Source organism: Streptomyces luomodiensis, assembly GCF_031679605.1.
Lineage (GTDB): Bacteria > Actinomycetota > Actinomycetes > Streptomycetales > Streptomycetaceae > Streptomyces > Streptomyces luomodiensis.
The window spans coordinates 3,041,605-3,063,061 of sequence record NZ_CP117522.1 but is presented as its reverse complement, the minus strand read 5'-3'; the positions used below and the strand labels follow the sequence as shown (position 1 = coordinate 3,063,061).

The 21,457-nt window shown below is 72.8% G+C and carries 18 protein-coding genes and 1 other RNA gene; 4 read left to right on the top strand and 15 right to left on the bottom strand.

Translation table 11 applies throughout. The features are described from left to right. Positions 1-2 precede the first annotated feature (2 nt). A complete protein-coding gene (locus PS467_RS13140; RefSeq protein WP_268976935.1) occupies positions 3-746 on the top strand; it encodes a zinc ribbon domain-containing protein in 744 nt (247 codons plus the stop codon). 4 nt (positions 747-750) lie between these two features. Continuing rightward, positions 751-2,073: a bifunctional RNase H/acid phosphatase gene (locus tag PS467_RS13135; RefSeq protein WP_311035431.1), complete on the top strand. Its 1,323-nt coding sequence runs from the start codon at positions 751-753 to the stop codon at positions 2,071-2,073. Between the two features lie 213 nt (positions 2,074-2,286). On the opposite strand, the gene eda is transcribed toward PS467_RS13135, so the two are convergent. After that, positions 2,287-2,946: a bifunctional 4-hydroxy-2-oxoglutarate aldolase/2-dehydro-3-deoxy-phosphogluconate aldolase gene (gene eda, locus PS467_RS13130; protein ID WP_311035430.1), complete on the bottom strand. Its 660-nt coding sequence runs from the start codon at positions 2,944-2,946 to the stop codon at positions 2,287-2,289. A gap of 94 nt (positions 2,947-3,040) precedes the next feature. Next, positions 3,041-3,844 (bottom strand): peroxide stress protein YaaA, encoded by an 804-nt coding sequence (gene yaaA, locus PS467_RS13125; RefSeq protein WP_311035429.1) that lies wholly within the window; start codon positions 3,842-3,844, stop codon positions 3,041-3,043. Positions 3,845-4,018: 174 nt separating this feature from the next. Here yaaA and rnpB point away from each other — a divergent pair. Continuing rightward, positions 4,019-4,423, top strand: an RNA gene (rnpB, locus tag PS467_RS13120) — RNase P RNA component class A. Positions 4,424-4,478: 55 nt separating this feature from the next. On the opposite strand, the gene PS467_RS13115 is transcribed toward rnpB, so the two are convergent. Together PS467_RS13115 and PS467_RS13110 are read right to left on the bottom strand one after the other, a co-directional pair. Then, positions 4,479-5,549, bottom strand: a complete 1,071-nt coding sequence (locus tag PS467_RS13115; protein ID WP_311035428.1) for a tartrate dehydrogenase — start codon at positions 5,547-5,549, stop codon at positions 4,479-4,481. Positions 5,550-5,606: 57 nt separating this feature from the next. Then, complete coding sequence (locus tag PS467_RS13110) at positions 5,607-6,497, bottom strand: LysR family transcriptional regulator (RefSeq protein ID WP_311035427.1); 891 nt, start codon at positions 6,495-6,497, stop codon at positions 5,607-5,609. Positions 6,498-6,614: 117 nt separating this feature from the next. On the opposite strand from PS467_RS13110, the gene PS467_RS13105 reads away from it, so the two are divergent. Beyond that, entirely contained in the window at positions 6,615-7,517 is a 903-nt protein-coding gene (locus PS467_RS13105; protein ID WP_311035426.1) for an alpha/beta fold hydrolase, read from the top strand. 50 nt (positions 7,518-7,567) lie between these two features. Here the strand turns inward: PS467_RS13105 and PS467_RS13100 are convergent, their stop codons facing one another. The 11 genes from PS467_RS13100 to PS467_RS13050 all read right to left on the bottom strand — a co-directional run bounded on the left by PS467_RS13100 (position 7,568) and on the right by PS467_RS13050 (position 21,271). After that, positions 7,568-7,999 carry a DUF2267 domain-containing protein gene (locus PS467_RS13100; protein ID WP_311035425.1) on the bottom strand — a complete coding sequence of 144 codons (432 nt, stop codon included), beginning with the start codon at positions 7,997-7,999 and terminating at the stop codon, positions 7,568-7,570. Positions 8,000-8,079: 80 nt separating this feature from the next. After that, positions 8,080-8,688 carry an Hsp20/alpha crystallin family protein gene (locus PS467_RS13095; RefSeq protein ID WP_311035424.1) on the bottom strand — a complete coding sequence of 203 codons (609 nt, stop codon included), beginning with the start codon at positions 8,686-8,688 and terminating at the stop codon, positions 8,080-8,082. A gap of 188 nt (positions 8,689-8,876) precedes the next feature. Then, positions 8,877-11,519 (bottom strand): ATP-dependent chaperone ClpB, encoded by a 2,643-nt coding sequence (gene clpB / locus PS467_RS13090; RefSeq protein ID WP_311035423.1) that lies wholly within the window; start codon positions 11,517-11,519, stop codon positions 8,877-8,879. Then, positions 11,510-11,881 (bottom strand): chaperone modulator CbpM, encoded by a 372-nt coding sequence (locus tag PS467_RS13085; protein ID WP_311035422.1) that lies wholly within the window; start codon positions 11,879-11,881, stop codon positions 11,510-11,512. The genes clpB and PS467_RS13085 overlap by 10 nt, the downstream gene beginning before the upstream one ends. 28 nt (positions 11,882-11,909) lie before the next feature. Continuing rightward, complete coding sequence (locus PS467_RS13080; protein WP_311035421.1) at positions 11,910-12,878, bottom strand: DnaJ C-terminal domain-containing protein; 969 nt, start codon at positions 12,876-12,878, stop codon at positions 11,910-11,912. 21 nt (positions 12,879-12,899) lie between these two features. Continuing rightward, positions 12,900-13,502: a nucleotide exchange factor GrpE gene (locus PS467_RS13075; RefSeq protein ID WP_311035420.1), complete on the bottom strand. Its 603-nt coding sequence runs from the start codon at positions 13,500-13,502 to the stop codon at positions 12,900-12,902. A 92-nt stretch (positions 13,503-13,594) separates the two neighbouring features. Continuing rightward, positions 13,595-15,508: a molecular chaperone DnaK gene (gene dnaK / locus PS467_RS13070; RefSeq protein ID WP_311035419.1), complete on the bottom strand. Its 1,914-nt coding sequence runs from the start codon at positions 15,506-15,508 to the stop codon at positions 13,595-13,597. Positions 15,509-15,717: 209 nt separating this feature from the next. Then, the gene (locus tag PS467_RS13065) at positions 15,718-18,294 is read right to left on the bottom strand and encodes a SpoIIE family protein phosphatase (RefSeq protein WP_311035418.1); all 2,577 of its coding nucleotides are present in this window, start codon (positions 18,292-18,294) and stop codon (positions 15,718-15,720) included. Between the two features lie 19 nt (positions 18,295-18,313). Further along, the gene (locus PS467_RS13060; RefSeq protein WP_311035417.1) at positions 18,314-19,522 is read right to left on the bottom strand and encodes a PP2C family protein-serine/threonine phosphatase; all 1,209 of its coding nucleotides are present in this window, start codon (positions 19,520-19,522) and stop codon (positions 18,314-18,316) included. A gap of 156 nt (positions 19,523-19,678) precedes the next feature. Continuing rightward, positions 19,679-20,518 (bottom strand): glycosyltransferase family 2 protein, encoded by an 840-nt coding sequence (locus PS467_RS13055; protein ID WP_349256485.1) that lies wholly within the window; start codon positions 20,516-20,518, stop codon positions 19,679-19,681. Positions 20,519-20,662: 144 nt separating this feature from the next. Then, positions 20,663-21,271 carry a hypothetical protein gene (locus PS467_RS13050; protein WP_311035415.1) on the bottom strand — a complete coding sequence of 203 codons (609 nt, stop codon included), beginning with the start codon at positions 21,269-21,271 and terminating at the stop codon, positions 20,663-20,665. Positions 21,272-21,457 lie beyond the last annotated feature (186 nt).

The window sequence follows — 21,457 nt, the reverse complement described above, 5'->3', positions numbered from 1 at the left end:
CGCTGAATGCCGCGCCCGCCGATCAGATCCGCCTTCTCGACGTCCAGGCGCTCGACGTCCGGCTGTCGCAGCTCGCGCACAAGCGCCGAACGCTGCCCGAGCACGCCGAGATCGAGACTCTGAACGCCGATCACACCCAGCTGCGTGACCTGCTCATCGCCGCGCAGACCGAGGAGAGCGACACCGCCCGCGAGCAGACCAAGGCCGAACAGGACGTGGAGCAGGTGCGCCAGCGCGCCGCCCGCGACCAGAAGCGCCTGGACTCCGGCGCCGTCACCTCGCCCAAGGACCTGGAGAACCTCCAGCACGAGATCGCCTCCCTCGCCAAGCGCCAGGGCGACCTGGAGGACGTCGTCCTGGAGGTCATGGAGCGCCGGGAGTCCGTCCAGGAGCGGGTCACCGAGCTGACCGGGCGGGTGGAGTCCCTCCAGGCCAAGATCGGCGACGCCACGTCACGCCGGGACGCGGCGGCCGAGGAGATCGACGCCGAGGTCGCGACCGTCACCAAGGAGCGCGAGGTGATCGCCGGGACCATCCCCGCCGATCTGCTGAAGCTCTACGACAAGCTGCGCGAGCAGCAGGGCGGTATCGGCGCGGCCCGGCTCTACCAGCGGAGCTGCGACGGCTGCCGCCAGGAGCTCGCCATCACCGAGCTCAACGAGGTGCGCTCGGCGGCCCCCGACACGGTGGTGCGGTGCGAGAACTGCCGCCGGATCCTGGTCCGTACGCCCGAGTCGGGGCTGTAGGCCCATGGCGCGGCGCTTCATCGTCGAGGCGGACGGCGGGTCCCGGGGCAACCCGGGACCGGCCGGTTACGGCGCGGTCGTGCGCGACGCGGAGACCGGTGAGACGCTCGCCGAGGCGGCCGAGTACATCGGCACCGCGACCAACAACGTCGCCGAGTACAAGGGCCTGATCGCCGGGTTGCGGGAGGCGTACGCCCTGGACCCGGAGGCCGGGGTCCGGGTGCGGATGGACTCAAAGCTCGTCGTCGAGCAGATGTCGGGCCGCTGGAAGATCAAGCACCCGGACATGCGTCCGCTCGCCGCCGACGCCAAGGCGGTCTTCCCGCCCGGCCGGGTGACGTACGAGTGGATCCCGCGCGAGCGGAACAAGCACGCGGACCGGCTCGCCAACGAGGCGATGGACGCGGGCAAGCGGGGCGAGCAGTGGCAGCCGAAGGTGCCGCCGGGCGGCACGCTGGCGGCGGGCGCGCCGGAGGCCGCCGCGCCCGCCGCCGACACCCTCGCCGAGCCCACCGCGACGGGCGACGCCCCGGCGGTCGGCGGGGCGCCGGCGGTCGGCGGGGCTCCGGCGGCTGGCAGGGCCTCGGCAGCCGACCGGACCCCGGCAGACAGCAGGACCCCGGCAGCCGACCGGACTACGGCGACCGACCGGGCCTCGGCGACCGACCGGGCCTCCATGGTCGGTCGGCCCGCGGCGGATCTGGGCACCCCCGCCACGTTCGTCCTGCTCCGGCACGGGGAGACCCCGCTCACCCCCGAGAAGCGCTTCTCCGGCAGCGGCGGTACCGACCCCGGACTCTCCCCGGTCGGCCGCCACCAGGCCGAGCGGGTGGCGGCGGCGCTCGCCGCACGCGGCACCATCCAGGCCGTCGTCACCTCGCCGCTGCTGCGCTGCCGCGAGACCGCCGACGTGGTGGCCCGGCGCCTGGGCCTCGACGTCCGTGTCGACGAAGGGTTGCGGGAGACGGACTTCGGCGCCTGGGAGGGGCTGACCTTCGCGGAGGTCAAGGAGCGCCACCCGGACGACCTGGAGGCATGGCTGGCCTCCAGCAAGGCGGCCCCCACGGGCGGCGGCGAGAGCTTCGCGACGGTCGCGCGCAGGGTGGCGCTCTCCCGGGACAAGCTGATCGCCCGTTATCCGGGCCGTACGGTGCTGCTGGTCACCCATGTCACCCCGATCAAAACGCTGATCCGGCTGGCCCTGGGCGCCCCGCCGGAGGCCCTGTTCCGCATGGAGCTGTCGGCGGCCTCGCTCTCGGCGGTGGCGTACTACGCGGACGGAAACGCGTCGTTGCGGCTGCTGAACGAGACGGCGCACCTGCGGTAGGAGACGCACCTGCGGTGGGGGACGCATCCGCGGTAGACGGCGCACCCGCGGTGGGGAACGAACCCGCGGTGGGGAACGCACTTGCGGTAGACGGCGCACCCGCGATGGAGGGACGCACCTGCGGTCAGGTAGACGGCGCACCTGCGGCGGGGGCGGGGCGGTCTCGATGCGCGGTCCTGGCACCCGATCCCGGCTCGCGGCCCTGGCCGCGCGTCAGCCGCGAAGGGCGGCCGCTTCCCGGGCGAGGGACTCCACCCGCCCCCAGTCGCCCGCCGCCAGCGCGTCCGAGGGCAGCATCCACGTGCCGCCGACGCAGCCGACGTTGGGCAGGGCCAGGTATTCGGGGGCGTTCGAGGCGTTGACACCGCCGGTCGGGCAGAACCGGGCCCCGGGGAGCGGTGAGGCGAGCGCCTTCAGATACGCCGTGCCCCCGGCCGCCTCCGCCGGGAAGAACTTCATCTCCGCCACCCCGCGCTCCAGCAGCGCCACGACCTCCGAGGTGGTCGAGACACCCGGCAGATACGGCAGCCCGGAGGCGTCCAGCGCCCCCAGCAGCCGGTCCGTCCAGCCGGGCGAGACCAGGAACCGCGACCCGGCGGCGACGGCGGTCTCCACCTGCTCCGGGGTCAGGACCGTACCGGCGCCGACGACCGCCTCGGGGACCTCCTCGGCGATCGCCCGGATGGCGTCCGCGGCGGCGGGCGTCCGGAAGGTCACCTCGATCGCGGGCAGCCCGCCCGCCACCAGGGCACGGGCCAGCGGGACCGCGTCGGCCGCGTCGTGGAGGACGACCACGGGGATGACGGGGGCGAGATCGAGCAGCGAGGAATCCGGGGAGCCTGGGGAGGGCGCGGTGCTAGTCACGGCGCCCATCCTGCCCACGGAGCGGCGCGCTGCGCAACGGTCGTTGCGTATGCCGCAACGCCTTCGAACGGTGAGGTGACGGTGCGCGCGCAGTACCCCGGCACTACAGCTCGGTCACCACCACATCCAGCCCCCACGCCCGCCCCGCCCGCTCCGGCGGCGCGGCCTCGACCGCGTACCCCAGCCCCCGCAGCGCCTCCACCAGCTCGGCGGGCCCGCTCGGGTCGGCACCGGCGGTCAGCAGGTCCCGTACCATCCGGCCCTTGGTCGCCTTGTTGAAGTGGCTGACGACGGACCGCTTCTCGACCCCGTTCACGATCTTCGACTGGAGCACCCGCACCGTCGCCGTACGCTCGGCGACCGCCCCCTTGGGCTTCCAAGCCGCCGCGTACGCCGCCGAGCGGAGGTCCAGCACCAGCCCGTTCCCGGCGGCCTCCGGAAGCACTTCGGCCATCGGGGTCCGGGTCCGCCAGTAGGTGCCGAGCGCACCGAGTCCCGGGAGCTTCACGCCCATCGAGCAGCGGTAGGAGGGGATGCGGTCGTCTATCCGTACGGCGCCCCACAGCCCCGAGAAGACCAGCAGCGACCGCTCCGCCCGGCGGCGGGCGGCGGCGGGCAGCGTGGCCAGGCCCAGCGCGTCGTACAGCACACCGGTGTAGATCTCCCCGGCGGGCCGCGTCCCGGCCTCCCGCAGCGCCGCGTTCTTCGCGACCTCGCCGCGCAGCCCTTCGCTGAGCCCCAGCACCTCGGCGGCCTTCGCCCCGTCGCCCGAACACAGCGACACCAGCTCGTCCAGCACCTCCGCCCGCGCCCCGCCCAGGCCCGGCAGCGACAGCGATCCCAGGTCCAGCGGGGACCCGGAGCCTCCTGTGGCCTTTCCCTCGGACGGGGGCAGCAGCACGAGCACGGTCTCTCCTCAGGGGTCGGGGCGTTGAGGGCCACGAAGAACGACGTTCAACGGTACGGGGCGGACCCGGACGCGGCCCCACCCGGCCGCAGCCTACGACCTCGGGTTGGAGACGACCGGCGTCGGCTGAGACGGCCGGCACTCCTCGCCGGGTATCATGCTCAGCACGGCGGACGAGCCGGCCGGGCGGTCGCGTCGGGGCCCTTCGGGTCCCGCCGAGGAACGTCCGGGCTCCACACGGCAAGGTGGTGGGTAACGCCCACCCGGGGTGACCCGCGGGACAGTGCCACAGAAAACAGACCGCCGGAGGCCGCGAGGCGTCCGGTAAGGGTGAAACGGTGGTGTAAGAGACCACCAGCGTCCGAGGTGACTCGGACGGCTCGGTAAACCCCACCTGGAGCAAGGTCAAGAGGAGCGCCGTGAAAAGCGCTCTGCGCGGACGATCGAGGGCTGCCCGCCCGAGTCCGCGGGTGGACCGCACGAGGCCGGCGGCAACGCCGGTCCTAGATGGATGGCCGCCTCCCCGTGGGCCGCAAGGCCCCCGGGAGACAGAACCCGGCGTACAGGCCGACTCGTCCGCCCGCCGCAGCGCCGCCCCGGCCCGGGGCGGTGGTCCCAGGGGGCGGCGGCGGGGTCAGAGGAGTTCCAGCAGGGCGTCGGTGAATTCCGTCGTGGTGGCCGTGCCACCCAGGTCCGGGGTGCGTACCGGGGTCTTGGCCAGGACGGTCGCGATGGTGTCGGTGATGTGGGTGGCGGCTTCGGGGTGGCCCAGGTGGTCGAGCATCATGGCGGCGGACCAGATCGCGCCGAGGGGGTTGGCGATGCCGCGGCCGGCGATGTCGGGGGCGGAGCCGTGGACGGGTTCGAACATGGACGGGTAGTCGTGTTCGGGGTTGAGGTTGGCGGCGGGGGCGATGCCGATGCTGCCGGCGACCGCGGCGGCGAGGTCGCTGAGGATGTCGCCGAAGAGGTTGGAGGCCACGACGACGTCGAAGCGCTTGGGGTCGAGGACGAACTTGGCGGCGAGGGCGTCGATGTGCTCCTGGTCCCAGGCCACCTCCGGGTGGGCGGTGGCGCGTTCGGCGACGAGTTCGTCCCAGAAGGGCATGGTGTGGATGATGCCGTTGGACTTGGTCGCCGAGGTGAGGTGCCGGGTCCGGCTCTCGGCCAGGGAGAAGGCGTAGTCCAGGATCCGGGTCACGCCCTTGCGGGTGAACACCGCTTCCTGGACGGCCAGTTCCTCCGGGAGGCCCCGGCCGAGGCGGCCGCCGATCTCGCCGTACTCGCCCTCCACGTTCTCGCGGACGACGACGAGGTCGACATCGCCGGGCCGGGCGTCGCGCAGCGGGCTGGGCACGCCCTCGAAGACGCGGATGGGGCGCAGGTTGACGTACTGCTGGAAGCCCCGGCGGATGGGGATCAGCAGGCCCCACAGGGAGACGTGGTCGGGGACGCCGGGGTAGCCGACGGCGCCGAGCAGGATCGCGTCGTGGCCGCGCAGTCGCTCCAGGCCGTCGTCGGGCATCATCGCGCCCTGGTGGACGTAGCGCTCGCAGGACCAGTCGAACGTCTCGTAGGTGAAGCCGAGGCCGTGCCGGGCGGCGACGGCGTCCAGGACGCGGCGGGCGGCGGGGATGACCTCGGTGCCGATGCCGTCGCCGGGGATCAGGGCGATGTGGTGGTTGGTCGTGCGGCGGTTCGTCATGGGGAGGATTGCAACAGGGGCCTGCCGCACCCGTCCAAGATGCAGAATCCATCTCGCTTATAGGCCGTCCTTATCAGGGGCTGTGGCCGTACGCACGAACGCCTCGGCCGCCGGTGTCAGCGGAGCCCGCCTGCTGACCAGGGAGATATGCAGGCTGGTGGTCGGCTCCAGGTCCAGGACCAGGGCGCCCGCCCGCTCCGCCAGGCCGCGCCAGGCGTCGGCGACCACGGCCAGGCCGACGCCCCGCAGGACCAGGGGCAGGATCGCCACCCGGTGCTCGGTCTCGACCACGACGGTCAGCTCGACGCCCGTGGCCCGGAGGTCGTCGACGTAGCGGCGCATGCCCGTGCCCTTCTGTCCCACGATCAGCCGGTGGCCGGACAGTTGCTCATGGCGCACCGGCACCCCGGGGCGGAACGGGCCGTCCGGGGGTGCCAGCAGGACGAAGCGCTGCTCGTGCAGGGGGTGGGTGCGTACGTCTCCGTGCGGTGTGGGGCCGGGGGAGGCCAGCAGGCCCAGTTCGCACACGCCGGTGCGCACCATCTCCGTCACATCGCGGGGGGTGAACGCGGCCTGCACCCGCACGGACACCCCGGGGTGGGCCCGGGTGAAGCGGTCGATCATTCCCGTCAGCGGTTCGACCGCCTGGGACGGTGGGACCGCGATGTCCACCCGGCCGCCGCGCAGCCCGTGCACCGACTCCACACTGGCCCGCGCCAGCTGGAGACTGCGCACGGCGTCCCGCGCCGGTTCGATCAGTGCCGTGCCCGCGTCGGTGAGGACCGCCCGGCGGCCGATGCGGTGGAAGAGGTCGCTGCCCAGGTCGCGCTCCAGGGCGCGGATGGCCTGGGACAGGGACGGTTGCGACAGATACAGCGCGGCGGCCGCCCGGTTGAATCCGCCGTGGTCCACCACGGCCAGGAAGTACTCCAGCTGCCGCACATCCACCGCGTGCTGCCTCCCGTGTTCCGTCCCGCCGGCCGCCCCTTCTTATAGGGCACCCCTATAAGGATTGTCGGCAACCGGTCTTGGACACGCACCACCGGCCGCTGCTGGGATCGGACCATGAGCGATCAGCTGCTGGGCGACTTCGACCGCCGCACCGTGGACGCCGACGGGGTGCGCATCAACGTGCGCACGGCCGGGTACGGCCCGCCGGTCCTGCTGCTGCACGGCTATCCGCAGACCCATCTGATCTGGCACCACGTCGCCCCGGTGCTCGCGGCCACGCACCGCGTGGTGCTCACCGACCTACGCGGCTACGGCGACAGCGCCAAGCCCCCCTCCGACGACGCGCACACCCCGTACGCCAAGCGGTCCATGGCGCGGGACCAGCTGCTGGTGATGCGGGAGCTGGGCTTCGACCGCTTCGCGGTCGTCGGCCACGACCGGGGCGGCCGGGTCGGCCACCGGCTGGCCCTGGACCATCCGGAGGCGGTCTCGGCGCTCGCGGTCCTCGACATCGTGCCGACGCGGTACGCCTTCCACCACGCCGACATGGGGTTCGGTCTCGGCTACTACCACTGGTTCTTCCTGACGGCGGGCAACGGCATCCCGGAACACCTGATCGGCCAGGACCCGGAGTTCTGGATCCGGACCCGGATGGGAGCCCGCCACCACGGCGGAACCCCGTTCAGCGAGGCGGCCCTGGCCGAGTACGTGCGCTGCTTCTCCGATCCGGCGGCCATCCACGCCTCCTGCGAGGACTACCGGGCCGCCGCCTCCCTCGACCTGGTCCACGACGACGCGGACGCCGCGGCCGGCCGGCGGGTCACCGCGCCGGTCCTGGCCCTGTGGGGCGCGTACGGCTTCGTGGGCCGCCACTACGACGTACTGGCGGCCTGGCGCGGCTACGCGGACGATGTGCGCGGGCAGGCCCTGCCGTGCGACCACTACCTTCCCGAGGAGGCGCCGGCCGAGACGGCACACCAGCTGCGGGCGTTCCTGGCGGACCACGGCGGCGCCTGACCCCGCTGTGGGGGCGGCGCCGGCCACGTCCGCCGTGGGGGCGGCACCTGCTACGCCGGGATGACGGTGACCAGGTCGGCGGGCATACGGGCCCTCAGATCGTGCCACTCGCCCTCGCTGACATGGCGCTGAAGGGCCGCCAGGACGGTGTGCACCAGCTGCTCGGTATCGCCCTGGATCGAGTACGGGAAGTCATGCCGGATGCGCTGGAAGAACTCCTCGCTGTGCATCTTCACGGGCGTCTCCGCGGGTTTCCACCCGTCGTAGTAGAAGCCGCGCACCAGCATCGGGAGCTGGGCGCCGAACTGAACGGCCTCGTCCACCGTCAGCCGGTCCCGCAGCTGGTGCAGGACCGCGCGCAGGGCGGCATAGGATTGTTTGCGGCGCTCCTTGGGCCAGCCGTACGCCTCCTCGATCTCCCTGAGGAGCCGGTTGGTCTTGTCGACCGTCGTGTCGAACGCGGGAAAACCTGTGGCGACCATCGTGTTCGTCCTTCCGGTGCCCGCGGCGGCCGCCCGGCGGAGCGGGGGCCGCCGCGGGGTGATAGAGCCGGTTCGCGGCCTCAGTAACCGCCCGGCGGCTGCTGCGACGGCGGCTGCTGCGGCTGTTGTTGCTGCGTCTGTTGCTGTGTCTGTTGCTGTGGGGGCTGTTGCTGTGTCTGTTGCCACGGGGGCTGTTCTTGCGCCTGGATGCTCTCGGTGATCTCTATGTGGCGGGGCTTGGCGATCTCCGCCTTGGGAACGGTGATCGTGAGGACGCCCTCGGACATGGCCGCCCTGACGTTCTCGGTGTTCACCTCGCTCGGGAGCAGCAGCCGGTACTCGAAACGGCCGGTGCGGCGGCCGCCGCGGCGCAGGACGCCCTTGCGCTCCCGTTCCTTGATCTCCCCGGAGACGGTCAACTCCTGGCCGTTGACCTCGATGTTGATGTCCCGGCCCTTGACCCCGGGGAGCTCGAGTTCGACGTGGTACGCCTCGTCCGCTTCGGTCACATCGGCGGCGGGTGCCCACGCGATACCGGGTATCGGCGCTCCGCCCACCGTGGATTCGAGCAGACCGCCCATCTGGTTGAGCAGATCGTCGAACTCCGCCAGCGGATTGCGCGCCCATGCCCGGGGGCGGTCCATCGCGCCTTGGCGCTGCTGTGGCTGTCGTCGGGCGGGTGTGCTCATCACCCTTCACCTCCGGTCGTGTGTAGCGGGTGCGTAGCGCGGATGCGTGGGTTGGATGCGGGGTCGGATGTGTGGCTCGGATGGGTGGGGATCGCCGTCGGGTGCGGCCGTCACCTCCCCTCGTCCAGCATGAGCAGGGTCGGCTCGGCCTGCACCTCGAACGGAACGGCCCGCGCCGCGCACCGCGTTCACGCGGGCCTTCCGGCTCCCGCCATCTGCGGCTGTGCCTCGTAGGTGACCGCCAGTTCGCCGTGCTGGGCGTCGACCTTGACGGTGGCGCCCTCCTGGACGTCGCCGCGCAGCAGGGCGCGGCCGATGAGGGTCTCCACCTCGTGGGAGATGAAGCGGCGCAGCGGGCGGGCGCCGTAGACCGGGTCGTAGCCCTCGTGGGCGATGACCTTGCGGGCTTCTGGGGTGAGTTCGACGGCGATCAGGCGCTCGGCCAGCCGCTCGCGCAGCTCGTCGAACCGCAGCTCCACGATCCGCTCCAGCTGGCGCTCGCCGAGCGGCTTGAACAGCACGATGTCGTCGACCCGGTTGAGGAACTCGGGGCGGAAGTGCCCGCGCAGCTCGCTCATCACCAGGCCCCTCGCGTCCGGCTTGAGCTCGCCATCGGCGGTCACCCCGTCCAGCAGATGCAGCGAGCCGATGTTGGAGGTCATGATGATCACGGTGTTGCGGAAGTCCACCAGCCGCCCCTGGGCGTCGGTGATCCGGCCGTCGTCCAGGACCTGGAGCAGGGTGTTGAAGACATCGGCGTGCGCCTTCTCGACCTCGTCCAGGAGGACGACCGAGTACGGCTTGCGCCGCACCGCCTCGGTGAGCTGGCCGCCCTCCTCGTAGCCGACGTATCCCGGCGGGGCGCCGACCAGCCGGCTGACGGTGTGCCGCTCCTGGTACTCGCTCATATCCAGGCGGATCATGTTCTCCTCGGTGTCGAAGAGCGCCGCGGCCAGCGCCTTGGCCAGCTCGGTCTTCCCCACGCCGGTCGGGCCGAGGAAGATGAACGAGCCGATCGGCCGGCGCGGGTCCCGGATGCCCGAGCGGGCCCGGATGATGGCGTCCGAGACCAGCCGGACCGCCTCGTCCTGGCCGATGACCCGCTCCTGGAGGATCTCGTCCAGGCGCAGCAGCTTCTCCCGTTCGCCCTCCTTCAGCCGGGAGACGGGGATACCGGTCCAGGCGGCGACGATGTCGGCGATCTCGTCCTCGGTGACCACCTCGCGCAGCAGCCGGTGCCCGCCCTGCCTGGCGGCCAGTTGCTCCTCCTCGGCGGCCAGCTTGCGCTCCAGCTCGCCGAGTCTGCCGTAGCGCAGTTCGGCGGCGCGGTTGAGGTCGTAGGCGCGCTCGGCCTCCTCCGCCTCGCGGCGCACCTCCTCCAGCTCCCGGCGCAGGTCCTGCACCCGGCGGATGGACTGCCGCTCGGCCTCCCACTGGGCGCGCTTGGCGTCGGCCCCGGCGCGCAGATCGGCCAGCTCCCTGCGCAGCTCCTCCAGCCGCTGCCGGCTGGCCGGGTCGGTCTCCTTGGCGAGCGCGGCCTCCTCGATCTCCAGCCGGGTGACCCGACGGGTGATCTCGTCCAGTTCGGCGGGCATGGAGTCGATCTCGGTACGCAGCCGGGCACATGCCTCGTCGACCAGGTCAATGGCCTTGTCCGGCAGGAACCGGTCGCTGATGTAGCGGTGGCTCAGGGTGGCGGCGGAGACCAGCGCGGTGTCCTGGATCTTGACGCCGTGGAAGACCTCCAGCCGCTCCCGCAGGCCCCGCAGGATGGAGACGGTGTCCGCCACGCTGGGCTCGTCCACCAGCACCATCTGGAACCGGCGCTCCAGCGCGGCGTCCTTCTCGATGTACTTGCGGTACTCGGCGAGGGTGGTCGCGCCGATCATGTGCAGCTCACCGCGGGCCAGCATCGGCTTGAGCATGTTCCCGGCGTCCATGGCGCCCTCGGCGGCCCCGGCGCCGACCACGGTGTGCAGCTCGTCGACGAACAGCAGGATGCGCCCCTGGGCGGAGGTGACCTCGCTGAGCACGGCCTTGAGCCGTTCCTCGAACTCCCCGCGGTACTTCGCGCCGGCCACCAGGGAGCCCATGTCCAGGGCGAAGACGGTCTTGTCGCGCAGCCCCTCGGGCACGTCGCCGTGGACGATGCGCTGGGCCAGGCCCTCCACGACGGCGGTCTTGCCGACGCCGGGGTCGCCGATCAGCACGGGGTTGTTCTTCGACTTGCGGCTGAGGATCTGCGTCACCCGGCGGATCTCGGCGTCCCGGCCGATCACCGGGTCCAGCTTGCCCGCACGGGCCTCCAGCACCAGATCGCGGCCGTACTTCTCCAGCGCCTCGTACGCCGCCTCGGGGTCGGCGGAGGTGACCCGCTGGCTGCCGCGGACCTGGGTGAGGGCGTGCAGGAACGACTCCTTGGTGACACCGTGGTCCCTCAGCACCCGCCCGGCCGCGGTGCCGGACCCCTCCTCGGCGAGGGCGAGCACCAGGTGTTCCACCGAGACGTACTCGTCCTTCAGCCGCGCCGCCTCCCGCTCGGCGGTGTCCAGCACCCTGGCCAGGCGCTGGGTGACGAAGACCTGCCCCGGAGCCGCCCCGGGGCCGGTGACCCTGGGCTTACGGGCCACCTCCGCCTCCAGCATGGTCCGCAGCGCATCGGGGTCGGCGCCCAGCCGGCTGATCAGACGGGGCACCAGCCCCTCGGGCTGTTCGAGGAGGGCCAGCAGCAGATGCTCGCCGTCGACCTCGGTCTGACCGAGCCGCTGGGCCCTGGTCTGGGCGTCCTGGAGGGCTTCCTGGGACTTCTGGGTGAGGCGGTTCATGTCCATGGCGGTTGTTCACTCCTCGCGCCGCTGCGGCGCAGCGCGGCTTCGAGCCGGTTGATGCGGTCGAGCAGATCGAGCACCAGGCCGATGGAGGCGTAGTTCAGGCAGAGCCCGGTGCGCAGCCGCTCGACGCGGCCCAGCGCCGCCGGGGCGTCGGGGGCGAACACCAGCCGCCCCGCGGCGTCGCGTTCGGCGTCGACCAGGCCGAGGGCGACGAATCGCCGGATCAGTTCGGGGTGCAGCCCGGTGCGGCCGGCCACGGTGTCCAGGGAGAGCCTGCGTGCGGGCACCAGGTCGTGGTGGACGGACGTCACGGGCGCGTACCTGGTGTCCGTGGCGGTGGTTCGGGGCGCGTGGGTGCTCATCGTTCCCTCCGGTGGTGGTGGATGGTGCTCATCGCTCCCTCCTGGGGTCGAAGGGGGAGGTCCGCCCCAGTTCCTCGAACAGCTCCCGCTCCCGGTCGCCGAGGCGGGGCGGCACCATGACGCGGATCTCGGCGTACAGATCGCCGTCGGTCCCGCGCGGCTGGGGCATGCCCGCACCGCGCAGCCGCAGCCGGCGGCCGCTGGAGGACCCGGGCGGGACCGTGACCTTGGCGGTGCCGCCGGGCGTCGGTACGGGAACGGCCGCGCCGAGCGCGGCCTCCCAGGGGGACACCGGGAGCGTCACATGGATGTTCCGGCCGTCCAGCCGGAACCGCGGATGGGGCTGGATCCGCACCCGCAGGTACAGATCCCCGGCCGGTGCGTCCCCGGTGCCCCGGCCGCCCTGTCCGGCCAGCCGGATGCGCTGCCCGTCGGTGACGCCCGCCGGGACGTCCACCTCGAAGGTGCGCTGCCGGGAGGGCCCGGTCAGGGTGACGGTGCGGCGGCCGCCGCGGTAGGCGTCCTCGACGGTGAGCGGCAGCTCCGCCTCCTGGTCGGCGCCGGGGATGTCGACGCGGCCGCCGCCCGGTCCCGCGCCGCCGCCGAAGAACGCGCCGAACAGGTCCTCGAAGTCCACGCCCGCGCCCTGGGCGTCGTCGCCGAAGCCACGGGTGAACCGCACCCGGCCGCCGTCGCCGGTGGTCGTCCAGCCGCGGAAGCCACCGCCGCCACCGCCTCCGGTACCGGCGCCGACGCGCTCCTCCCAGTCCTCGGGAACCTTGCGGAAGTCCTCGCCGAACCGGTCGTAGCGGGCCCGGCTCTTCGGATCGGAGAGCACGCTGTAGGCGTCGTTGAGGTCCTTGAACCGCTCCTCGGCGTCCGGAGCCTTGTTCACATCGGGGTGGTACCGGCGGGCCCGCGTGCGGAACGCCTGCTGGATCTCGTCCTGGCTCGCGCCCCGTGAGACCCCGAGCACCTCGTAGTAGTCCCGTGCCATGTCCGGCCACTCCCGTTCCGGTCACTCCCGTTTGGCCACGGCGACGGCCACCGGCCTGAGTTGGTTGCCGGTCGCCCCGTAGCCGGGGCGCAGGACCTGGACCACGGTGCCCGGTTCGGCGTCGGCGTCCTCCACCACATTGACCACCTCGTGCCGGGCCGGGTCGAACGGCACCCCCGTCTCGCCCTGCCGCTCGTAGCCGAGCCGGGCCAGGGCGTCCACGGCCTGGTCGCGGACGGCCCTGACGCCCGACACGATCGAACCGGGGTCGGCCTCGGCGTGGGAGAGGGCGAGTTCGAGGTTGTCGATGACGGGCAGCAGCGCCGCCGCCGTACGGGCCCGCTCGGCGGCCCGCTCCCGCTCCAGCTCCCTGGCGTGGCGCTTGCGCAGGTTCTCCAGGTCGGCCAGGGCGCGGCGCCAGCGGTCCTCGAGCTCCGCCAGTGCCACGGCGTACTCGTCGGCCTCGCCGGGGGGCCGGGCCGGGCCTCCGGCCGCGTCCGGGCCGGGGCCCGCCGGTCCCGTGCCGCCCGCCTCCGCGGTGCCCGGGGCCGGCAGGTCCCGCTCCCGCTCGGGCTCCGCCACGGCGCCCGCCGACGGTTCGGGCTGCTGCGGTTGAGTGGACATGGCGCCTCTCAGTGAGCCTGCGTCGAATCGGTCGGTTTTCCTTGCACCGGTCCTTGCACCGTCCCTTGCACCGGTTCTTGCATCGGTCGGCCTCAGTCCTTGTCGAACTCGGCGTCGATGATGTCCTCGTCGCCCCCGCCGCCCCCGGTGTCCCGGGTGCCCGGCCCGGTCGGTCCGGTCGGTCCGGTCGTCGCGCCCGTACCCGGGCCTGCCGTCCGGTGGGCGGCCAGGCCCGCGTGGACCTGCTGGAGTTCGGAGATCAGCGGCCTGGTCCGCTCCACGCCGGTCTCGTTCCTGACCGCCTCGCGGGCGTCGTTCACCAGCATCTCGGCGCGCGACCGCTCGTGCGAGGGCACCGCGTCGCCCCCTTCGGACAGGCGCTTCTCCACCTGATAGGCGATGGCGTCCAGGTCGTTGCGGGCGTCCACGGCCTCGCGCAGCGCCTGGTCCTCGCCGCGGTTGCGCTCGGCCTCCTGGACCATCCGCTCCACCTCGCCGCGGTCGAGATTGCCGGTCTCGCTGATCTGGACGGACTGCTCCTTGCTGGTGTCCCGGTCGCGGGCCGTGACATTGAGGATGCCGTTGGCGTCGATATCGAAGGTCACCTCCACCTGCGGCTCACCGCGCGGCGCCGGGCGGATACCGGTCAGCTGGAAGCGGCCGAGCACCCGGTTGTCGGCGGCCCGCTCCCGTTCGCCCTGGAGGATCACGATGTCGACGGCCGGCTGGTTGTCATCGGCCGTGGAGAAGGTCTCGGTACGGCGCACCGGGATGGTGGTGTTCCGCTCGATGATCTTCGTCATGACGCCGCCACGGGTCTCCACGCCCAGCGACAGCGGGGTCACGTCGAGCAGCAGGACGTCCTGGACCTCGCCCTTGAGCACCCCGGCCTGGATCGCGGCGCCCAGGGCCACGACCTCGTCGGGGTTGACGCTCATATTGGGCTCCTTGCCGCCGGTCAGCCGGCGGACCAGGGCCTGTACGGCGGGTATCCGGGTCGAACCGCCGACCAGGATCACCTCGTCGATGTCGTTCTCGCCGACCTTCGCGTCGGCCATCGCCTGCCGGACCGGGCCCAGGCAGCGCTCCACCAGGTCGGCGGTGAGCTGCTCGAACGTGGACCGCATGACCGTCTCGGTCAGATGCTTGGGACCGGAGGCGTCCGCGGTGATGAACGGCAGGCTGACCTGGGTCTGGGACACCGAGCTCAGCTCGGTCTTGGCCTTCTCCGCGGCCTCGAAGAGCCGCTGCAGCGCCTGCGCGTCCTGGCGCAGGTCGATGCCGTTCTGCCGCTGGAACGTGCCGGCGAGGTGGTCCACCAGCCGGCGGTCGAAGTCGTCGCCGCCCAGATGGCTGTCGCCCGCGGTGGAGCGGACCTCCACCACCCCGTCCCCGACGTCCAGGATGGACACGTCGAAGGTGCCGCCGCCGAGGTCGAAGACGAGCACCGTCTCATGGCCGCGTTTGTCCAGACCGTAGGCGAGGGCGGCGGCGGTCGGCTCGTTGATGATCCGCAGCACCTTCAGTCCGGCGATCTCACCGGCGTCCTTGGTGGCACTGCGCTGGGCGTCGTTGAAGTACGCGGGCACGGTGATGACCGCCTCGGTCACCCGCTCGCCCAGCTGCTTCCCGGCGTCGTCGGCGAGCTTGCGCAGCACCTGGGCGCTGATCTCCTCCGGCGAGTGCAGCTTGTCGCGTACCGTGAAGCGGGCGAGGCCGTGGTCGTCCGGGACGACGTCGTAGGCGACCGCCTTGGCCTCGTCGGTGACCTCGTCGTAGTGCCGGCCGATGAACCGCTTGGCCGAGTAGATGGTGCCCTTGGGGTTGAGGATCGCCTGGCGCCGGGCCAGCTGCCCCACCAGCCGTTCACCGGCGTCGGTGAACGCCACCACCGACGGGGTGGTGCGGCTGCCCTCGGAGTTCGGCACGACCGAGGCCTCACCGCCTTCCCATGCGGCGATCACCGAGTTGGTGGTGCCCAGGTCGATTCCGACTGCCTTGGCCATGGCAACTCCTTTCGGGGCCGGCCGGGGGTCACGTCGCACGCCTCTACCTCATAGCATGACAAATCGGATGCGCTCGGGTCCTGCGTCCACGGGGGCGAATGTCGATGCCTCGGGTGGCCCCGCGGGACAGGGGCTCGGCTCCGTACGCGCGTCGGCCCGGTTCAGCCGGGGTCCGGTTCAGTCGGGGCCCGGTTCAGCCGGGGTCCGGTTCAGTCGGAGGCGAGGTCCTGTTCGACCCAGATCGTCTTGCCGTCCGTGCTCTGCCGGGTGCCCCAGCGCGTCGCCATCTGGGCCACCAGCATCAGGCCGCGGCCGCCCTCGTCGAAGACCCGGGCCCGCCGCACATGGGGTGCCGTGCTGCTGCCGTCGGAGACCTCGCAGATGAGGGCGCGGTCGCGGATCAGCCGCAGCCGGATGGGCGGGCGGGCGTAACGGATCGCGTTGGTGACCAGTTCGCTGACGATCAGCTCGGTGGTGAAGACGGCCTTCTCCAGTCCCCAGTCGGTCAGCCGCTCGACGGTGTTCCGGCGGGCGTCGGCGACGGCGGCCGCGTCCGGGGGGATCGCCCAGGTGGCGACCCGGTCGGTGCCGAGCGCCCGGGTGCGGGCGAGGAGCAGGGCGATGTCGTCGTCGGGACGGGCCGGGAGCAGGGCGCGCAGCACGCTGTCGCAGAGCGCGTCCAGGGAGGCGACGGGACTGCTCAGGGCGTTGCGCAGGGTGTCGAGCCCCTCGCCGATCTCCCGGTGGCGGCTGTTGATCAGGCCGTTGGTGTAGAGGGCGAGCACACTGCCCTCGGGCAGCTCCGTCTCCGTGGTCTCGAAGGGCAGCCCGCCCAGCCCCAGGGGCGGGCCGATGGACAGGGCGGGCAGGTCGGCGGTGCCCTCCGGGCTGACCACCAGCGGTGCGGGGTGGCCCGCGGCGGCGATGGCGCAGTGCCGGGAGACCGGGTCGTAGATCGCGTACAGACAGGTGGCGCCGACGGCCGCGGGCATCTCGGGGTCCTCTTCCGAGGACAGCCGGGTGACCAGGTCGTCGAGGTGCGTCAGCAGCTCACCGGGCGGCAGGTCGATATCGGCCAGGGTGCGTACGGCGGTGCGCAGCCGCCCCATGGTGGCGGACGCCCGCAGGCCGCGGCCCACCACGTCGCCGACCACCACGGCGGCGCGGGCGCCGGAGAGCGGGATCGCGTCGAACCAGTCGCCGCCCACCCCCGCGTAGGTGCCCGAGGGCAGATAACGGGAGGCGACCTCCAGCGCCGCCAGATCGGGCATCCGCTGCGGCAGCAGACTGCGCTGGAGGGTCAGGGCCGTTCTGCGTTCGCGCAGATAGCGGCGGGTGTTGTCGACGCAGACGGCCGCTCGTGCGGTGAGCTCCTCGGCCAGCATCGCGTCGTCCGCGGTGAACGGCGTCGGTGTGCGGTGGCGGGCGAAGGAGGCGGCGCCGAGGGTGACCCCGCGGGCGCGCATCGGCACCATGATCACCGAATGTATCCCGAGGTCGCGGATCCGGGCGGCCCGCACCGGGTCCCTGGCCTCCCAGCTCGCCAGCAGGGGCGCCGTTATCTGGTACCGCACGGCCCGGCCCTCGGTCAGGCTCTTGGCCGTGAGGGAGTGCTCGGGGTGCGTGATCAGACCCCCGATGCCGGCCAGCGCCTCCGGGGCGTCCTCCAGGACGGACCGGTGGACCGTGTGCCGCAGGGTGATGGGCGCGCTCAGCGGCCCCTCCGGGGGCTCGTCGCCGCGGTGGAGGAAGGTGAGCAGATCGACGTTGGCGAAGTCGGCGAACCGAGGGACCGCCACCTCGACCAGCTCCTGGGCGATCCGGTCCAGGTCCAGGGTGCTGCCCAGCCGCGCCCCCGCCTCGCTGAGCAGCAGCAGCCGCTGACGGGCCTCGCGCTGGGCGGTGATGTCGTACGCCGCGAAGCACACGCCACGGAGTCCGCCGGCCGGGTCGGTCAGCGGGGCCAGGGAGACCGAATAGGCGTGCTCGTGGCTCATGCCCGGCAACCGCAGATGCCCCGACTCCAGGTCGTGCCGCTCACCGCTCTCCAGCACCCGGCGCATGGCGCGCTCGACCCGATCGCTCTCCCGGTGGGGGGCCAGCTCCGACAGCCGCAGCCCGCGCATCCGGTCCTCGCTGAGGGCGGTGGTGGCCTCCATCTCGGCGTTCGCCCGGGTCAGCCGCAGCTCCGTGTCGAAGAGCGCCAGGATGCACGGGGACTGGACGAACCCGCGCTCCGCCGCACCCGGGTCCCGGGGGAGCGGTGCGTCCTGCGGCCGCGGTTCGTTCTGGGACGGCGGTTCGTCTTGGGGGAGCGGTGCGTCCTGGGGCAGCGGTGCGTCCTGGAGGGCCGGTGCGTCGCGGGGGAGCGGCTCCCGGGGTACGGCGGAGACCAGCAGCCAGCCCGTGGCTCCGTCCTCCGCCACCGGACCGCGGTGGGCCAGCAGCTCGACCTCCACCCGATGGCCGTCCCGGTGGCGCAGCGCGACCGTCCCGCTCCACCGGGCCCCCTCCGCCAGGCACGGCCCGGCGCCGCCCACGGTGTCCCCGGCGGTGGGCTCGGCGGTGGGCTCGGCGCGCAGCTCGGCCGCCCTCCGCCCCAGGACCTCCTCGGCGCGGTGGCCGAGCAACCGCCGCGCGCCCTCGCTCCACCCGGTCAGCACGCCGTGGTCGTCGACCGTGGCCGTGGCCAGGCCGGCCGTGGTCGCACTCGGCCCGGCCGTTCCGGGCGGCGTGTCCGGCCGGCCCCGGGGGGCGGTGGGGTCAGTGGGGTCGGGGGTCGTCATCGCACATCGCCCAGGCGGCTCATGGACCTGGATCCGGCGGATGCCACTCGATCATCAGGATCGTGGCGTCGTCGCTGAGTTCGCGGTGCCGGTGGTCGAGGATCGCGTGGATGAGCAGGCGGAGCACCTCGGGGGCGCTCTGCCCGGCGGCCGTGGACCGGATGATGTGGTCGGCGAAGCGCTCCAGGCCGAACTGCTCGCCGCCCTCGTCGCGCGACTCCACGACCCCGTCGGTGTAGAGCAGGACGCGGTCCCCGGGTTCCAGGGTCGTCTCATGGATCTGCCGGGTGGCGTTCGACAGCTGCGCGGGCAGCCCCAGCGGGGGCTCGGAGGCCCGCTCCAGCTCCTTCTCCAGCAGCCGCTGGCGGCGGATGACCAACGGTGTGGGATGGCCGCAGTTGGCCCAGCGCAGCACCCCGCTGGGCATGTGCAACCGGACGAAGACGCCCGTGCAGAACTGGTCCGGAAGCCATGCGGACAGCGCCTCGTCCACGGTGGCGACCAGGGCCGCCAGATCGGCGCCGGTGCGCCGGGCGTTGCGGCTGCCCGCCATGGCCACGGAGGTGGTCAGCCCGGACGCCAGGTCGTGGCCCATGGCGTCGAGGATCGAGGCGTGCAGGACGTCCTCGGTGAACGAATGGTCGAAGGCGTCGCCCCCCAGCTCGTACGCGGGCTCCAGAACGGCCGTCGAGACCACCCGGCCGGTGCCGATGGAGCGGGGCGGGAGGAACGCCCGCACCATCTCCGTGGGCAGCTGCATGGACCGGGTGCGGATGCGCTGCGCGAAGGTGTCGAGATACGTCCGTTTGGAGGTGATGACCAGGGCGAGGAGCGAGGCCAGCATCCGGCAGCGCCAGAGCGTGAGCCCGTCCAGGGAGACCGTCCGCAGCTGGAGCACCCCCAGCCGCTCCGCGCCGTTCATCAGCGGCAGCCACAGGGCCAGCCCGTCCGCGCCGTCCTCCTCGACCCGTACGGTGTCGGTCCGGTAGGCGAAACCGGCCAGGGAGTCGTCGAGGCCCAGGCGCGGCTCACCCTCGGCGAGCGGCATCAGCAGCCGCTGCTGGAGGTCGATCAGATAGACGACCGCGCGGCCCATGCGCATGGCCTCGGTATAGCGGTCCAAGGCCCCCGGGAGCTCCGCGGGCGATGCCTCGTGGGTGGCCCGGAGCAGCTCCTCCAGCAACTGCTCAGCGGTCTCGGCCGAGGCCGACACGCTCGCGTCCACCATGCGGTCAACCTTACGGCGGTGGGCCCTGCGACGCCCGGGGGGAGCGGACGCCCGGGGGAGCGGACGTCAGGGAGCAGACGCCCGGAGGAGCAGACTTCCGGGGGAGCACGGGGGGGCGCGGGCACCGGCTCCCGCGCGGCGGCGCCGCGCCGCCCGTCAGATGACGGGCGGGCGGCCCAGCCGGGTCATGCGCCACACCGTGCTCCAGCGCATCGGCCGGCGGCGGCCGCAGGAGGTGCGCAGGCCCTCCAGGAAGCCGCCCGCCCAGGCCCGCAGCCCCGTCACGGAACGGGTGCGGGCGAGCGTGAGCAGCGTCCAGGTGCCCAGGTAGAGCGGGACCAGGGGCAGCGGCAGGTGGCGGCGGGCCAGCCAGACCCGGTTGCGGGCGGTCATGCGGTAGTAGACGGCGTGCCGGGCGGGGGAGGTGCGGGGGTGCTGGAGCAGCAGCTCGGGGGCGTAGAGGACCTTCCAGCGCGCGTCGAGCGCCCGCCAGGCGAGGTCGGTCTCCTCGTGGGTGAAGAAGAACGCGTCCGGCCAGCCGCCGATCTGCTCCAGCATCCGCATCGACAGGGCGTGGCCGCCGCCGAGGAAGGTGGTCACCTCACCGCCGCGCATCGGGTCGGAGGCGCGCAGCCGGGGCACGTGGCGGCGCTGGGTCTCGCCCGTCTCGTCGGCGATGCGGAAGCTCACGATGCCCAGGCGCGGGTCCTCGGCGTACAGGTCGCGCACCCGGCGGAAGACGTCGGCGTCGACCAGCAGCCCGTCGTCGTCGAGGTCGACGACGACGTCCACGTCGCCGAACTCGCGCAGCCGCCGCCAGGCGACGTTACGGCCGCCCGAGACCCCGAGGTTCTCCGTCAGCTCGACCGTGGTCACCCCGGCGGGCATCTCCGGGAGCGGGGAGCCGTTGCCGACCACCACGACGCGGGCCGGGGGCAGGTCCTGCTTCGCGACCGACTCCAGCAGCGCCGCCACCTCCCTGGGCCGGTTGCCCATGGTCAGGATGGCGATACCCAGGCGTGGTTCGGAGGTGGCGGACACGGTGGGACTCCAGAGCTCGGTTGCGATGCCCGCGATCGTAACCGTTCACCCAGGAATCCACTTCCGTACAGCTGATGTTCACCGATGAGCGCGTCGTGGTCAGTCGTCGAGCGCGGTGACCGCTTCCTTGGCCGCGCTGATGGCGCCCTTACGGATCGCGTCGGTGCCGGCGGCCTTGTGGCTCTCGAAGTCGCCGCCGTTGTACGTCACGGTGACCGTGGCGTTGTCCTGGTGGACCGTCACCACCGCCTCGCGTATGCCCTGGCCGTCGTCCTCGGTGGTCTCCTCGGTCACCGAGGCGTCGTCGCCCAGGCCGGACACCGCGCTGCCGCCCTTGCCCTTGGCCCGCGCGACGTCCGAGACGTCGTAGGAGATGTCCAGCCAGCGGTAGTCGAAGCCGTGCAGGGCGTGCCAGTTGCAGCCCGTGCGGCGGCTGAGGTCGCTGGACTTCAGCTCGTTCCCGGCCGGTTCCGCACCCGGCACCAGCTCTTTGACCAGCGCTTCCGGAAGGGCGGCGCACGCCTCCGTGGGCGGCTTGGCGTAGCGCGGCGCGGCGGAGCCGGTGGCCGGGGCCGAGGGGTGCGGGGAGGGGCTCGCCGGGGTGGCGTGTGCGTCCGAGTCGCCCGATGTCGTCATGGCCACACCCGCGGCGGCGAGGACGGCGACGGGCAGCAGACGGGCGACCAGGATGAGCGGCAGAGAACGCACGGCGGTCTCTTTTCGATCGGATGGCGGTCGTGGGGCGGTGAACACGGGTGCGGTCGTGGGGTGGTGAGACGAGGCGGGGGCGTGGGGCCGTGGTGAAACCTGTTGCGCGGTGGGAGACGACACTGCCATACCGCGCGGGTGTCGAACAGTCCGGGGGCGGTGACGGCGGGCGCCGGAGCCGATGTG

Coding starts and splice junctions, on each gene's coding strand:
- PS467_RS13115 (WP_311035428.1), bottom strand. CDS start 5,549: ATGACGAACCGCCGCACGACCAACCACCACATCGCCCTGATCCCCGGC.
- PS467_RS13105 (WP_311035426.1), top strand. CDS start 6,615: ATGAGCGATCAGCTGCTGGGCGACTTCGACCGCCGCACCGTGGACGCC.
- PS467_RS13085 (WP_311035422.1), bottom strand. CDS start 11,881: ATGAGCACCCACGCGCCCCGAACCACCGCCACGGACACCAGGTACGCG.
- PS467_RS13080 (WP_311035421.1), bottom strand. CDS start 12,878: ATGGCACGGGACTACTACGAGGTGCTCGGGGTCTCACGGGGCGCGAGC.
- PS467_RS13060 (WP_311035417.1), bottom strand. CDS start 19,522: ATGGTGGACGCGAGCGTGTCGGCCTCGGCCGAGACCGCTGAGCAGTTG.
- dnaK (WP_311035419.1), bottom strand. CDS start 15,508: ATGGCCAAGGCAGTCGGAATCGACCTGGGCACCACCAACTCGGTGATC.
- PS467_RS13100 (WP_311035425.1), bottom strand. CDS start 7,999: ATGGTCGCCACAGGTTTTCCCGCGTTCGACACGACGGTCGACAAGACC.
- PS467_RS13135 (WP_311035431.1), top strand. CDS start 751: ATGGCGCGGCGCTTCATCGTCGAGGCGGACGGCGGGTCCCGGGGCAAC.
- eda (WP_311035430.1), bottom strand. CDS start 2,946: ATGGGCGCCGTGACTAGCACCGCGCCCTCCCCAGGCTCCCCGGATTCC.
- clpB (WP_311035423.1), bottom strand. CDS start 11,519: ATGGACATGAACCGCCTCACCCAGAAGTCCCAGGAAGCCCTCCAGGAC.
- PS467_RS13095 (WP_311035424.1), bottom strand. CDS start 8,688: ATGAGCACACCCGCCCGACGACAGCCACAGCAGCGCCAAGGCGCGATG.
- PS467_RS13065 (WP_311035418.1), bottom strand. CDS start 18,294: ATGACGACCCCCGACCCCACTGACCCCACCGCCCCCCGGGGCCGGCCG.
- PS467_RS13055 (WP_349256485.1), bottom strand. CDS start 20,518: ATGGGCAACCGGCCCAGGGAGGTGGCGGCGCTGCTGGAGTCGGTCGCG.
- PS467_RS13075 (WP_311035420.1), bottom strand. CDS start 13,502: ATGTCCACTCAACCGCAGCAGCCCGAACCGTCGGCGGGCGCCGTGGCG.